This is a genomic window from Litorisediminicola beolgyonensis (genome assembly GCF_042679605.1).
GTDB classification, from domain to species: Bacteria; Pseudomonadota; Alphaproteobacteria; order Rhodobacterales; family Rhodobacteraceae; genus Litorisediminicola; species Litorisediminicola beolgyonensis.
Genome location: NZ_JBHTMU010000009.1, coordinates 1 through 14,707 on the forward strand (window position 1 = coordinate 1; position 14,707 = coordinate 14,707).

The window sequence follows — 14,707 nt, forward strand, 5'->3', positions numbered from 1 at the left end:
CCGCGCCGGTCAGCCCGCCGAACCCGGCGGCGATGGCCTGCGCGGCGCCCCAGAGGCCCATGCGGGTGCCTTCGCGCGCGGCGCGGCCCTCTCCGGCCAGCGCCATCATCGAGCCGATGGCAGCCACGGCGAACATGCCGTTGAAGACGCCGAGCGCGACGGTCGCGGGCAGGAAGAGATGCGGGGCGTTCGATTGACCGAGAAGCGCGATGCTCATCAGGGCCAGCGCCGAGCCGAGACATCCGGAGACGACCCAGGTCCTTAGGCTGCCGAGGCGCAGACCGGTGGCGCAGAGACCGGTGAGCGCCATCCCGAGGAACACGCCGCCATTCTGCGCGCCCGAAAGCTGCGTGGACTGGCCGGGCGTGTAGCCGAAGACGAGGCCCGCATAAGGCTCGAGGATCAGCTCCTGCATGAAATAGGCGGTCATCGACAGGAAGACGAAGAGGGTGAAATTGCGCGCCCGAGGCTCCTGCCAGACCTGCGCCAATCCTTCGCGGAAGGGCAGGCTTTCGGGCTCGGGGGCCTGCGTGACGCGGGCCTCGATGCCGTGAATGGCGAGGGCGGTCAGGAGGATCGCTCCGATCGCGACGCCGCTGACGATCGTCAGAAGCCGCGCCGGCGTGTAGGGATCGAGAAGCCCGCCGACGACGCCCGCCGTCACGGCGATGCCGAAGATCATCATCAGCCAGGTGATCGTCGCCGCCGCGGCACGCCGGTGCGGCGCGGTCGCGGTGGCAAGGAGCGCCAGGAGCGAGGTACCCGACGCGCCAACGCCGAGACCGATCAGCGCATAGGCGAGGACCGAGATCAGGAGACCCGGAGCAAGGCTCTGTTCCAGCACGATCACGCCCAAGGCGGCCCCGACGCCACCCAGTGCGAGAACCGCCATCCCGCCGATGATCCAGCGGGTGCGATTGCCGCCGGTATCCGAGCGGAAGCCCCAGTTCGGGCGGGTGATCTGGATGCCGTAATGCAGCGCCACGAGAATGCCGGGCAGGAGCGCGGGCAGCGCCAGTTCGACGACCATCAGCCGGTTCAGGGTCGATGTTGTCAGAACCACGACGGAGCCCAGCGCCATCTGCACGAGGCCGAGCCTGAGGATCTGCGCCCAGGAGAGCGTCATGGCAGCGCCTCGAGACACCGGATCGCCCAGGCGGTGATCATCATGCCGGAGACGTAGAACAGGACGCCGGTGCCGTTATACCAGGGCGCGCGCGCCTTGGGGTCGGTCAGCAGCACCCGCATTGCCCAGAGCTGTGCGGCGATCAGGACAAGGATGGCAGCGGCGAAAAAGGCTCTGTCCCAGCCGAAAAGCAGTGCCGCGACCGCGATCTGGGGCGCGAGCATCACGGCGCAGGCCAGCCGCGCGGCGCGGACCGGGCCGAGCGTCACCGGGAGCGAGGCGATGCCCGACACCCGGTCGCCTTCGAGCGCCTTGAAATCGTTGAGCGTCATGATGCCATGCGCGCCGATTCCGTAGAGAAGCGCGCAGATCAGGACGGGACCGGACGGCAGGCTCTGCGACAGGATGGCGGCTCCGGTCAGCCAGGGCAGCGTCTCGTAGGACAGCCCGACCAGACCCGGCCCCCACCAACCCGAGCGCTTGAGCCGGACCGGCTCGGCCGAATAGGCCCAGGCGGACAGAACGGCGGCGATGGTCGCGATCAGACCCCAGGTCCCGAGCGCGGCTCCGAGCAGGAGCGAGAGCACGGTCATTGCCAGGGCGATCCAGAGGCCCCAACGACCGGGGATGCGCCCCGAGGGGATCGGACGGTCGGGTTCGTTGATGGCATCGACATGGCGGTCGCACCAATCGTTCGCGGCCTGGCTCATCCCGCAGACGACGGGGCCTGCGAGAAGGACGCCGAGGATCACGAGGTGCCAGTGCCCCGAGGGTGATACGCCGGCCGAGACGATCCCGCAGAGATACGCCCACATCGGCGGAAACCAGGTGACGGGTTTGATGAGCCTCAGCATGGCTGCGGGCTCTGGATACTGCCGGGAATGTAAACTTTCGCTGACAGACATGCGCCGATAAAACACCGGAACGCGAGTCGGAGCAAGCCTAACTGGCGCCCGCTGTCAGCTTTTGTTTACAGGGTTGGCGGGCTCAGTTGTCGGTTTCGCGGCTCAGAAGCCCGTATTTGCGGAGCTTCACATAGAGCGACTGACGCGACAGCCCCAGCATCTCGGCAGCGGCCACCCGGTTGTTCCGGGTCAGGCTGACGGCGGTCTCGATGCACATCTTCTCGACCACGTCGGTGGTCTCGGCGACGATCTCCTTCAGCGTCGCGGAGCCCACGAGCTCCATGACGTTCCGGCTCGATTCCTCGGTCGGCTGCAGGGACGGGCGCCGCGCGGCCTCGGACCGCGAGGCATCACGGATGACGAAGCCCAGCTCCGGCTCGGCCCGGTCGTTGAGATAGGTGCAGGACATCTCGACCGCGGTAGAGGCGCCGAGATCGTTGACGATCTTGCTGGAATAGAGCCGCATCTGGCCGTGCCGCTTGGCGTTCTCAGCCAGGACGTTGAGGTCGACCTGGCCACGCCCGAGGAACTGCGACAGCGAGGTCCCGGCGACATCGGACATATGCGCCGCGTCGATCATGTCGAGGAAGGCGTCGTTGCAATGCATGATCGTCCCGCCGGTCGAGGCGAAGACGAGCGCGTCCGAGCTCTTGTCGAAGAGCGCCGAGAGGTCGATGGCCAGGCCGTCGCGCTGGGCGCCCACGTCGTCCTCGCGCATCAAGCGGGCGATCACGACGCGCTCGCCGGCGGCGCGGAACACCTGCGGCTCGACCCGAACCGGCGTGCGGACGCGCCGCGCGCGCAGCTTCAGGCCGGCGGCCTTTTCCGACATGGCCGCGCCCATCACGGCCTCGGCGAACTCTTCCTTGCTACGGTCCTCGAACGTCTCGGCGAAGACCGTGTCTAGCAGCTCGGACCGCGTCGATCCGAGGATCGACGCCGCCGGTTCGTTGAGGTCGCGGATGCGCCCGTCGGAGACCGACATGAAAACGATGGCGTCGCGCACGGTGCGCAGGAGCAGGCGATAGCGGGCGTCGAACTCGCGCCGGGCCTCGTAGCCCTGCTCGAGCGACATCTGCGTCTCGACCAGCTGCGCCTGCGTCTCGGAGATCGCCGAAAGGTCGCGCCCCAGAAGCAGCGCGGTCCCGTCGGGGTCGATCTTCAGCAGGCGGTAGCGGACCGGGATATGCGGACCGCTCGTATCGGTGTGGTTGACCTCGACGGCGCGGTCGAACTGCCCGTCCTCGCGAAGCTGCTTCAGCGCGGAGGTCATCTTGGCCCGGCTGTCTTCGGCGAGATAGGCGGTGATCGGCTGGCCCTCGGCATGGGACAGGCGATGACCGAGCTCGCCCTCGCGCCCGCCCTGAACGGAGATCACCCGGTCGTTGGCCGCGACCAGGAGAGAGACATCCGCCGCGGCGGAGACGATCTCGCTCAGGAGGGCCGGGGCCGTATCCAGGCCTGAGACGCCATTCCAGAAGCTGATATCGCGTTGGGCCATCTAGGGGGTTGCTTTCTCTCTTCGGCGGTTCTCTGCGGCGCAGAGGGACAGGACGTGGCGCGGATCGGAGGAGACTTCCGTCACTCCGGCTCGGGTGCATATCTGGTCCGCATGGTCCAGAACCAGCCCGCCGAGAAGGGTCGGAGGCAGTCCGCCGATCTGCTTGCGCGCCTGAGTAATCATCCTGCGGACGGATGCAAGGCTGCCGCCGGAGGTGCAGGAGAAGAGAATGGCGTCATAGGGATCCGCGGCCACTGTCTTGCAAAACAGGTCCACGCCTGGATCGCTGAGCCGTTTGAGCGACACCCCGAGCGCGCGCAGCTGCGCTTCGGCGATCCGCGAGCCGAGCGTGTGATGGCTTTGTTCCGGAATGGTGAAGAGGACCGCCAGCCCGCTGCCGGGCGCGTCCTCGGCGCATTCCCAGAGCGGCGCGAGATGCACCAGCAGCGCCTGCATCCGCGCGGAGGCGACGGAGTTCTCGGCGAAGGTGATCGCGTCGGTGCGCCAAAGCTCCCCGAGCCTGCGGGCGGTGGCGGGGAACACGTCGTCGATGATCTCGCGCGGCTTAAGCTTGCGCTTGTCGAGCGCCGTGGTGACGCGCTTCGGGCAATATTCGTGTCTGCTGAGAAGGGCATCCGCCAGCCAGGCGGCGCTTGCGGTCTTGGCATAATCGCGATCGCGCTGGGCCCGTGCCGTCAGTTCCGACAGCGCGGCTTCCGCCAGCGTTGCGATCTCCGAGCGACCAGCCCATGGGGCCGAATACAACTGCGACATGATGCCAGCCCTCCTGGGCTCCGATGCCTCTCGCGACGACCGCATCGGACTGCACGCAAGGGTGTCCTTTCATTTGCGCAATGTCAAACGATATGGACATCTTTGGGGTCGTGATCCGTCAATTTGACTCGGCAGTTTTGAGCAACTCAAGGTGGTAACAAGTAAAAACAAAGGCTTGAATGGCCTGCTCGGGTCGAAAAATCGATGAAATTGGCCAAACTGTAAGTTACAATTGACACTTGGCCAGGCGAAAACCTACCCTCGGTTTTGTCCATCCGAACGGAATCGCCCATGTCGCACACCGCCGATGCCAGGATGAGCGCGGCCCCGTCAGCCCCGCTTTACACCCCAGAACAGCGCGCCCGGCGGGACGCCACGCGCTGGACTTTGGTGCAGGGCATCCTGGCGCCGCTGCAATTCACGGTGTTCCTGGTCTCACTGGTGCTGGTGCTGCGCTTCCTCGCGACCGGCGAGGGCTACCTCGCCGCCACCTGGTCGATCGTTCTCAAGACCGCCGTGCTCTACCTCATCATGGTCACTGGCGCGATCTGGGAGAAGGTGGTCTTCGGCCAGTATCTTTTCGCGCAAGCCTTCTTCTGGGAGGATGTTTTCTCCTTTCTCGTCATCGGTTTGCACAGCGCCTATCTCTGGGCGCTCTGGCAGGGCACGCTGACGCAGGGCGGCCTCATGGTCCTCGCCCTGGCGGCCTACGCCACCTATGTGATCAATGCCGGGCAGTTCCTCTGGAAGCTCCGCCAGGCCCGCAAGGGGGCGCCATGACCGAGCGCTTCGCCCCTCCCGCAGGCGGCGGCTGCCGCACCGCGCCAGTCCTAAAGGAGCGCGGCCAGCACGAGGTCTTCTGCGGCCTGACCGGCATCGTCTGGCTGCATCGCAAGATGCCGGACGCGTTCTTCCTGGTGGTCGGCTCGCGCACCTGCGCGCATCTGCTGCAATCGGCGGCAGGTGTGATGATCTTCGCCGAACCCAGATTCGCCACCGCGATCCTCGAAGAGACCGATCTCGCCGGGCTCGCCTGCGCCCAGGAAGAGCTCGACCGCGTGGTGGCCGAGCTCTTGGACCGCCGCCCCGATATCCGTCGCCTCTTCCTCGTGGGCTCCTGCCCGTCCGAGGTCATCAAGCTTGATCTGGCGAAATCCGCCGAACGGCTGAGCGCCGCGCATGCCCCGCATGTGCGGGTGCTGAACTACTCGGGCTCGGGCATCGAGACCACCTTCACGCAAGGCGAGGATGCCTGCCTCGCGGCCATGGTGCCGGACCTGCCCGCGACCGACGCGCGCGAGCTTCTGGTTGTGGGCGCGCTGCCGGACGTGGTCGAGGACCAGATGCGCGCGCTTCTGGACGGCCTGGGCGTCGGTCCGGTCCGCGTCCTGCCGACCCGCCGCGCCGATGACGCCTTCGGGGTTGGCCCGAACACCAGGGTGATCCTGGCCCAGCCCTTCCTCGGCGATACGCTGGCCGCCCTGCGCCGTCGCGGCGCGCAGCATCTGGCCGCACCGCTGCCCTTCGGCGAAGAGGGCACGACGCTCTGGCTCCGCACCATCGCGCAGGCCTTCGGCGTATCCGAGAGCCGCTTCGACGAGGTGACCTCGGCGCCGCGGGCGCGAGCGCGCGCCGCCGTCTCCCGCGCTGCCGAGGCCCTCAACGGTCGCTCGGTCTTCTTCTTTCCCGACAGCCAGCTCGAAATCCCCCTCGCGCGCTTTCTCACCCGCGAATGCGGCATGCGCGCGCTCGAGATCGGAACGCCCTTCCTGCACCGCGAAATCCTCACGCCCGAACTGGACCTCCTCCCGGACGGCCCGACCCTGTCGGAGGGACAGGATGTCGAGCGCCAGCTCGACCGCTGCCGCGCCGCCGCGCCCGATCTGACGGTCTGCGGCCTCGGCCTTGCCAACCCGCTCGAGGCCGAGGGCATGGCCACCAAATGGGCCATCGAACTGGTCTTCACGCCGGTACATTTCTACGAACAGGCCGGCGATCTGGCGCAGCTCTTCGCCCGCCCCCTCCGGCGCCGCGCGCTCCTGGCAAGGGAGCACCGCGCATGAGGCTTCTTCTTTTTCCAAATACGCAAAAAGCCGGTCGGCCATGAAGCTGACGGTCTGGACATATGAGGGACCGCCCCATGTCGGCGCCATGCGGGTCGCCACCGCGATGGAGGGCCTGCATTACGTCCTGCACGCGCCCCAGGGCGACACCTATGCGGATCTGCTCTTCACCATGATCGAGCGCCGCGGCGCCCGTCCTCCGGTCACCTACACGACCTTCCAGGCCCGCGATCTCGGTGCCGATACTGCCGACCTGTTCCGCCGCGCCTGTCTCGAGGCCCATGCCCGCTTCCAGCCCGAGGCGATGATCGTCGGGGCCTCCTGCACCGCCGAGCTGATCCAGGACGATCCCGGCGGCATGGCCGAGACGCTGGGCCTCGACTGCCCGGTGATCCCGCTCGAGCTGCCCTCCTACCAGCGCAAGGAGAATTTCGGCGCTGACGAGACCTTCTACCAGATCTGCCGCAGGCTCGCCGGGCCCTGCGACCGGACCGAGCGGCCGAGCGTCAACCTGATCGGGCCGACCGCGCTGGGCTTCCGGCATCGCGACGACATCACCGAACTGACGGCGATGCTCGCGGATATGGGCGTCGCGGTGAATGTCTGCGCGCCTTACGGCGCGCGCCCCGCCGATATCGCCCGGCTCGGGGCCGCCCATGCCAACGTCCTGATGTATCCCGAGACCGGGGAAAGCGCCTGCCGCTGGATGGAGCGGGCGCTGGGTCTTCCCTTCACCAAAACCGTGCCGATCGGCGTCGGTGCCACCCGGGATTGGGTGGCGGAGCTGGCGGGACTTCTGAACATCGCGCCCGCGCTTGACGAGGATCGCCTGCGGGCACCCTGGTACGCCGCTTCGGTCGACAGCACCTACCTCACCGGCAAGCGCGTCTTCGTCTTCGGCGACGGCACCCATGCGATGGCCGCGGCCCGGGTCGCGACCGAGGAGATGGGCTTCGAGCTCGCCGGTCTCGGCTGCTACAACCGCGAACAGGCGCGCCCCGTCCGGGCCTTGGCCCGCGAGATGGGCGTCGAGGCGCTCGTTACCGACGATTACCTTGAGGTCGAGCGCGCCATCGAGGCGGCCGCGCCCGAGCTGATCCTCGGCACCCAGATGGAACGCCATATCGGCAAGCGCCTCGGGATTCCCTGCGCGGTGATCTCCGCCCCGGTCCATGTGCAGGATTTCCCGGCCCGCTACGCGCCTCAGATGGGCATCGAAGGCGCGAACGTGCTCTTCGACACCTGGGTGCATCCGCTGGTCATGGGCCTCGAAGAGCATCTTCTGGCGATGTTCCGCGAGGATTTCGAGTTCAATGATGCGGCGGGTCCGTCGCATCACGGCGGCCGTCCGCAGGCGGCGCCGGAGCGTGCGTATTTGGAAAAAGAAGAAGCTCAGGCCGCTCCGGGCGGGGTCGCGGTGGTCTGGCTTCCCGCGGCCGAGACCGAGCTGAAGAAGATCCCGTTCTTCGTCCGCGGCAAGGCGCGGCGCAACACCGAGGCCTATGCCGCCGAGCGCGGCTGCGCCGAGATCGATGTCGAGTTTCTCTACGAGGCAAAGGCCCATTATGCGCGATGAGGCGATCTCTGACGCGCCTTACGAGGTCGCGATCCTGACGCTGGACGCCCATGCCGCCGGACCGGTGGCGCGGGCGGGTCAGCGGCTGGCAGTGGAGTTTCCGGGCCTGCGGCTGACGGTCCATGCGGCGGCGGAATGGGGCGAGTGCCCCGAGGCGCTGGAGGCCGCGCTGACGGGTCTGGCGCGCGCCGACATGGTGATCGCGAACCTGCTTTTCCTGGAAGAGCATATCCGGCCGGTCCTGCCGGTTCTCGAGGCGCGGCGCGCGGAAATGGATGCGCTGGTCGGCGTTATCGCGGATGCCGCGGTCGTGAAGCTGACGCGGATGGGGTCGCTCGACATGGCGCGGCCTGAAAGCGCCACGATGGCGCTGTTGAAGCGTCTGCGCGGGTCGTCGAAGCCGTCCACCGAGAGCGGCGCGAAGAAGATGGCGATGCTGCGCCGCTTGCCGCGCATCCTCAAGCTGATCCCGGGCAAGGCGCAGGATCTGCGAGCCTGGTTCCTCTGCATGCAATACTGGCTCGGCGGCTCGGACGAAAATGTCGAGGCGATGATCCGCTTCCTGATTGGCCGTTATGCTTCGCGCCCAGAGTGGCGCGGCGGCTCGGCGCCCGAGCCCCAGGAGTATCCTGATACCGGTCTCTACCACCCCGATCTGCCGGGCCGGATCACGACCGATGCCGCGGCGCTGCCCGGGACGGAGGGTGCGGCAGGCAGCGTCGGCCTCCTGATGATGCGCTCTTACGTGCTCTCGGGCGACACCGCCCATTACGACGCGGTCATTCGCGGCTTCGAGGCGCGCGGCGTCCGGGTCATCCCGGCCTTCGCGGGCGGGCTCGACGGGCGTCCGGCGATCGAGGCCTATTTTCGCGGGCCCGAGGGCGCGCGTGTCGATGCGCTGGTGTCCCTGACCGGGTTCAGTCTGGTGGGCGGGCCCGCCTATAACGACAACGCCGCCGCGGTGGAGATCCTCGCCGAGTTGGATCTGCCTTACGTCGCGGCGCATCCTCTGGAGTTCCAGACGCTCGGGCAATGGGCGGCGAGCGCCCAGGGGCTCGGGCCGATCGAGACCACCATGCTGATCGCGCTTCCCGAGCTTGACGGGGCGGTCTGCCCGACGGTCTTTGCGGGACGACACGGACCGGACGGTTGTGGGGGATGCGCGCGCGCCTGTCGTCCCGGAGCCGAGGAGCGGGCGATGGCGCCCTGCCCGGAGCGGGTCGAGACATTGGTGGCGCGGGTCGCGAAGATGGTGGCGCTCCGCCGCAAGGCGCGGGCCGAGGCGCGGGTGGCGGTGGTGCTCTTCGGCTTTCCGCCGAATGCCGGGGCCGCGGGCACGGCGGCCTATCTCGACGTGTTCGAGAGCCTCTGGAACGTGCTCTCGGCGATGCGCGCGCGGGGCTATGAGGTGGCGCTGCCCGGCGATGTGGCCGCGCTACGCGCTGCGGTCCTGGGCGGCAATGCCGCGCAGTTCGGCCAGGAGGCAAATATCTGCGCGCATGTGCCCGCCGAGGAGATCGTCGCCAATTGCGCCTGGCTCGACGAGGTCGAGGCCGCCTGGGGGCCTGCGCCGGGGCGCATCCAGTCCGATGGGCGCGGCGTCTTCGTTCTAGGTCAGCAGTTCGGCAATGTGTTCGTGGGCCTGCAGCCGGGCTTCGGGGTCGAGGGCGATCCGATGCGGCTGCTCTTCGAGCGCAGCTTCGCGCCGACCCACGCCTTCGTGGGATTCTACGACTGGATCCGCAGGCGCTTCGGCGCGGATGCGGTTCTGCATTTCGGCATGCACGGGGCGCTCGAGTTCATGCCGGGTCGGCAGGCGGGGATGGGTCCGGGCGACTGGCCCGACCGGCTGATCGGCGATCTGCCGAATGTGTATCTTTATGCCGCGAACAACCCCTCGGAGGCGACGCTCGCGAAGCGCCGCTCGGGGGCTGTCACGGTCACCCATCTGACGCCGCCCCTGGCGCAGGCCGGTCTCTACAAGGGGATGATGGAGCTGAAAGAGAGCCTGACGCGCTGGCGCGGGCTGGCCCCGGGCGATGCGCGCGACGGGGAGTTGCGCGCGCTGATCTCCGAGCAGGCCGCGGCCGTGGATATGGCGGGCGCGCCCGAGGATCTCTGGCTGCGTCTTCTAGAGACCGAAGAGGCGCTGATCCCGGAGGGTCTGCACATCGTGGGGCGGGAGATCGCCCCGGAGGTCCAGGCGGACTACCTGTCCCATTTCGAGGAATCCGAGCGGGCGGAGGCGGCGCGGATTGCGCTGGGCGGCTCCGGCGAGATCGACGGGATCCTCGCGGCGCTCGAAGCGCGGTTCGTGAAACCGGTGCCGGGCGGGGACCTGATCCGCAGCCCCGAGATCCTGCCGACCGGGCGCAATATCCACGCCTTCGACCCGTTCCGCATGCCCACCGCCTTTGCGATGGAAGAGGGGCGGCGGCAGGCGGCGCTGCTTCTGGAGACCCACGGTCAGGTGCCGCGCTCGGTTGCGCTTGTGCTCTGGGGGTCGGACAATATCAAGTCGGACGGCGCGCCCCTGGCGCAGGCCCTGGCGCTGATCGGCGCGGTGCCGCGCTTCGACAGTTTCGGGCGGTTGTCAGGGGCGGATCTCGTGCCGCTCGACGCGCTCGGGCGGCCGCGGATCGACGTGGTGATGACGCTCTCGGGCATTTTCCGCGATCTTCTGCCGCTCCAGACCCGGATGCTGGCGGAGGCGGCGTTGAAGGCGGCGCAGGCGGATGAGCCGCGCGAGATGAACTTCGTGAAGGCCCATGCCGAGGATTACGCGGCGAGTGCCGGCGTGTCGCTCGAGAAGGCCGCGCTGCGCGTCTTCTCGAATGCCGAAGGGGCCTATGGGTCGAACGTGAACCAGCTTGTCGAGAGCTCGTCCTTCGGTGACGAGGATGAGCTGGCCGATGCCTACGAGGCGCGGAAGAGCTGGGCCTATGGGCCGAACGGCAAGGCGCAGGCCAATCCCGCGCTCTTGCAGCAGGCGCTGCGCGATGTGGAACTGGCCTATCAGAACCTGGAATCGGTCGAGCTGGGCGTCACGACGGTCGACCATTACTTCGACACGCTGGGCGGCATCTCGCGGGCGGTCAAGCGGGCGCGGGGCGAAGAGGCGGCGGTCTATATCTCCGACACCACCCGTGGCGCGGGCAAGGTGCGGACGCTGTCGGACCAGGTGGCGCTCGAGACCCGGAGCCGGGCGCTCAATCCGAAATGGTTCGAGGGCATGCTCCGGCATGGGTCGGAGGGCGTGCGCCAGATCGAGGCGGCCTTCACCAACACGATGGGCTGGTCGGCGACGACCGGGGGCGTGGAGCCCTGGGTTTACCAGCGGCTTTCGGAAACCTTCGTGCTCGACGCGGAGATGCGTGCGCGATTGTCGGCGCTGAACCCGGTGGCGTCGAGCCGGATGGCGAACCGGCTCCTCGAGGCCTCGGACCGGAGTTACTGGGCGCCGGACGCGGAGACGCTGGCGGCGCTGGAAGCGGCGGCGGATGCGCTGGAAGACCGGATGGAAGGGGTGGCGGCGGAATGAGCGGGACCCTTTCAGGACGCCGGATCGGCGCTCGGGCTTACGCCCCTCGCCCCGCCCGCCGTCCCGTGGGCGCAAGGCTCCGGGGCGCGGCGCGCGGGCGGTCAGCGGTTTTGCGTATTTGGAAAAAGAAGAAACATGCGGGGCTGTGCTTCGCGGAAAGGTTGGCGCGATGAGCCCGCTCGATCACAAGCAACCCCCGGCCCGGCGTGCGGCGCTGCGCGAGGCGGCGGGTCTCGAAGCGCGGCGGGTCCAGAGCCCGCCGGTGCTGCGCGGCCAGGATGGCGAGGGCTCGGTGCAGGTGCACCAGGATGCCGATGCTCGGATCGACGGGGCCAAGGTGTTCTCGGTCTATGGCAAGGGCGGCATCGGCAAGTCGACCACCTCGTCGAACCTCTCGGCGGCGTTTTCGACGCTCGGTCACCGGGTTCTGCAGATCGGCTGTGACCCGAAGCATGACAGCACCTTCACCCTGACCGGTCAGCTGCAGCCAACGGTGATCGACATCCTGAAGGAGGTGGATTTCCACGCCGAGGAGCTTCGGCCCGAGGATTTCGTGACCGAAGGCTTCAACGGCGTGAAATGCGTCGAGGCGGGCGGGCCGCCCGCCGGGACCGGCTGCGGCGGCTACGTGGTCGGGCAGACGGTGAAGCTTCTGAAGCAGCATCACATGCTGGAAGAAACCGACGTGGTGATCTTCGACGTGCTGGGCGACGTGGTCTGCGGCGGGTTCGCGGCGCCGCTCCAGCATGCGGACCGGGCGGTGATCGTGACCGCAAACGATTTCGATTCGATCTACGCGATGAACCGGATCATCGCCGCGGTGCAGGCCAAGTCGGCCAATTATAAGGTGCGGCTCGCGGGCTGCGTGGCGAACCGGTCGAAGGACACCGATGAGGTCGACCGCTTCTGCGACCGGGTCGGGTTCAAGCGCATCGCGCACATGCCGGATTACGACGCGATCCGGCGCTCGCGGCTGAAGAAGAAGACGCTGTTCGAGATGGAGGACGAGGAGGACATCGTCGCCGCCCGTGTCGAATATGTGCGGCTGGCGGAGCGGCTGATGGCGGGCACCGATCCGCTGGCACCGCAGCCGCTGCCCGATCGCGAGATCTTCGAGCTTCTGGGGTTCGATTGATGAGCTACGAGCTGACCCGTTCCCGCGTCGAGACCTATTTCGACCGAACCGCGACCCGGACCTGGGAGCGTCTGACCTCGGACGCGCCGGTGAGCCGCATTCGCGAGACGGTGCGGGCCGGGCGCGAGGCGATGCGGGCGACGCTCCTGGCCGCGCTGCCGGAGGATCTGGCGGGCGCGCGGGTTCTGGACGCTGGGTGCGGCGCGGGGCCTCTGACTGTCGAGCTTGCCGCGCGTGGGGCCGAGGTGGTGGCGGTGGATATCTCGCCCGCGCTTCTCGAGATCGCCGCGCGGCGGCTGCCCGAGGCCTATGGGACCCGTGTGCGCTTCGTCGCCGGGGACATGCTGGCCAGCGATCTGGGCGGCTTCGATCATGTCGTGGCGATGGACTCGCTCATCTATTACCGCGAGTCCGATATCGCCGAGGCGGTCGAGGGGTTGGCGGCGCGCACGTCCGGGTCGGTGCTGTTCACGGTGGCGCCCAGGACTCGGGCGCTGATGGCGATGTGGTATGCGGGCAAGCTTTTCCCGCGCGGCGATCGCTCGCCGGTGATGGTGCCGCATGAGCCCGCGCGGCTGGCTCGGCGCATCCCCGGTCTTGCCGATCTCGGGCGGGTGTCGCGGGGCTTCTATATCAGCCACGCGCTGGAGCTTGCCAGATGAGCGGATTGGCCCGCATATCCCGGCGCTTCCTGCCCTTTGCGGATGCGGCCTCGGACGAGTTGCCGCTGGGCCAGCTTCTGCGGCTGGCGCTGTTCCAGGTCTCGGTCGGCATGGCGACGGTGATGCTTTTGGGCACGCTCAACCGCGTCATGATCGTCGAGCTGTCGGTTCCGGCGACCATCGTCGCGACGATGATCGCGCTGCCGGTGTTGATCGCGCCGTTCCGGGCGCTCCTGGGGTTCCGGTCGGACACGCACCGGTCGGCCATCGGCTGGAAGCGGGTGCCCTATCTCTGGTTCGGATCGCTCTGGCAGATGGGCGGTCTGGCGGTGATGCCCTTCGCGCTCCTGGTGCTCGGGGGCGATACCGTCCACGAAGTGCCTTTCGCGGGCGAGGTGCTGGCGGCTCTTGCGTTCCTCATGACCGGGCTCGGGTTGCACATGACCCAGACCGCCGGCCTCGCGCTGGCGTCGGATCGGGCCACGGACGAGACGCGGCCGCGGGTGGTTGCGCTTCTCTACGTGATGTTCCTAGTGGGCATGGGCGTCTCGGCGCTGGTGATCGGCTGGCTGCTCAGCGATTACAGCGACCTGCGGCTAATCCGCGTGGTGCAGGGCGCGGCTGTCGCCGGTGTGGCGCTGAACCTCGTCGCGCTCTGGAAGCAAGAGCGCGTCCGTCCGATGAGCGCCGCCGAGCGTGCCGCGCCGCGGCCGAAGTTCCGCGACGCCTGGGCGGATTTCGCGCGGGGCGGTGTCGCCGGGCGGCTGATCGCGGTGGTCTTCCTGGGCACCATGGCCTTCAACATGCAGGACGTACTGCTCGAGCCTTACGGCGGCGAGATTCTCGGCCTGTCGGTCAGCGCCACGACACTCCTGACCGCGCTTTGGGCCGCCGGGGCGCTCTGCGGCTTCGCGCTGGCGGCGCGGATGCTGGCGCGGCGGGCGAATATCTACCGGATGGCCGCGCTGGGCGTGCTGGTCGGCATCGTCGCCTTCTCGCTGGTGATCTTCGCCGCTCCGATGGGCTCGACGGTCCTCTTCTTCGCGGGCGCGGGGCTGATCGGCTTCGGCGGCGGCTATTTTGCGATCTCGACGCTGACCGCCGCGATGACCATGCCGGCCGAAGGCCTGGCGGGCCGGGGTCTTGCGCTGGGCGCCTGGGGCGCGGCGCAGGCGACCGCGGCGGGGCTGTCGACGGCCATTGGCGGGGCGACCCGCGACTGGGTCAACTTCCACGGGCTGGCCGGGGACCTCGGCGCGGCGCTCAACGATCCGGCCACGGGCTACTCGGTGGTCTACCACGCCGAGATCGGCCTTCTCTTCATCACTCTGGCGGCGCTTGGACCTCTGGTCACGCGGACCCGCCGCCCGACCGCAGGGGAGGAGCCCGCCTCGGGCTTCGGCCTCGCGGACTTCCCGACATGA

11 protein-coding genes are annotated in these 14,707 nt (G+C 68.3%); 7 read left to right on the forward strand and 4 right to left on the reverse strand.

The genetic code is table 11. The features are described 5' to 3' along the window. The 4 genes from ACFQ4E_RS06940 to ACFQ4E_RS06955 form a co-directional block, all read right to left on the reverse strand. Window positions 1-1,126 (reverse strand): BCD family MFS transporter (locus tag ACFQ4E_RS06940; RefSeq protein ID WP_386802215.1); only part of this gene is annotated, 1,126 nt, incomplete at its 3' end. Beyond that, window positions 1,123-2,031 (reverse strand): chlorophyll synthase ChlG, encoded by a 909-nt coding sequence (gene chlG / locus ACFQ4E_RS06945; protein ID WP_386802216.1) that lies wholly within the window; start codon window positions 2,029-2,031, stop codon window positions 1,123-1,125. The genes ACFQ4E_RS06940 and chlG, both read right to left, overlap by 4 nt. Before the next feature lie 82 nt (window positions 2,032-2,113). Beyond that, on the reverse strand, window positions 2,114-3,532 hold the full coding sequence (gene ppsR, locus ACFQ4E_RS06950; RefSeq protein WP_386802217.1) for a transcriptional regulator PpsR: 1,419 nt from the start codon (window positions 3,530-3,532) through the stop codon (window positions 2,114-2,116). Further along, window positions 3,533-4,306, reverse strand: coding sequence for a cobalamin B12-binding domain-containing protein (locus ACFQ4E_RS06955; protein WP_386802218.1), 774 nt, complete (start codon window positions 4,304-4,306; stop codon window positions 3,533-3,535). 291 nt (window positions 4,307-4,597) lie between these two features. Between ACFQ4E_RS06955 and bchF the strand changes: the two genes are divergently transcribed. From bchF to ACFQ4E_RS06990, 7 genes are all read left to right on the forward strand, one after another. Then, a complete protein-coding gene (gene bchF, locus ACFQ4E_RS06960) occupies window positions 4,598-5,086 on the forward strand; it encodes a 2-vinyl bacteriochlorophyllide hydratase (protein ID WP_386802219.1) in 489 nt (162 codons plus the stop codon). Further along, the gene (locus ACFQ4E_RS06965; RefSeq protein WP_386802220.1) at window positions 5,083-6,369 is read left to right on the forward strand and encodes a ferredoxin:protochlorophyllide reductase (ATP-dependent) subunit N; all 1,287 of its coding nucleotides are present in this window, start codon (window positions 5,083-5,085) and stop codon (window positions 6,367-6,369) included. Before bchF ends, ACFQ4E_RS06965 begins: the two co-directional genes overlap by 4 nt. Before the next feature lie 40 nt (window positions 6,370-6,409). Next, on the forward strand, window positions 6,410-7,945 hold the full coding sequence (gene bchB, locus ACFQ4E_RS06970; protein ID WP_386802221.1) for a ferredoxin:protochlorophyllide reductase (ATP-dependent) subunit B: 1,536 nt from the start codon (window positions 6,410-6,412) through the stop codon (window positions 7,943-7,945). Then, window positions 7,935-11,486, forward strand: a complete 3,552-nt coding sequence (locus ACFQ4E_RS06975) for a magnesium chelatase subunit H (RefSeq protein ID WP_386802222.1) — start codon at window positions 7,935-7,937, stop codon at window positions 11,484-11,486. Before bchB ends, ACFQ4E_RS06975 begins: the two co-directional genes overlap by 11 nt. 169 nt (window positions 11,487-11,655) lie before the next feature. Further along, a complete protein-coding gene (gene bchL / locus ACFQ4E_RS06980; protein ID WP_386802223.1) occupies window positions 11,656-12,621 on the forward strand; it encodes a ferredoxin:protochlorophyllide reductase (ATP-dependent) iron-sulfur ATP-binding protein in 966 nt (321 codons plus the stop codon). Continuing rightward, on the forward strand, window positions 12,621-13,283 hold the full coding sequence (gene bchM / locus ACFQ4E_RS06985; RefSeq protein ID WP_386802224.1) for a magnesium protoporphyrin IX methyltransferase: 663 nt from the start codon (window positions 12,621-12,623) through the stop codon (window positions 13,281-13,283). The genes bchL and bchM overlap by 1 nt, the downstream gene beginning before the upstream one ends. After that, complete coding sequence (locus ACFQ4E_RS06990) at window positions 13,280-14,707, forward strand: PucC family protein (protein ID WP_386802225.1); 1,428 nt, start codon at window positions 13,280-13,282, stop codon at window positions 14,705-14,707. Before bchM ends, ACFQ4E_RS06990 begins: the two co-directional genes overlap by 4 nt.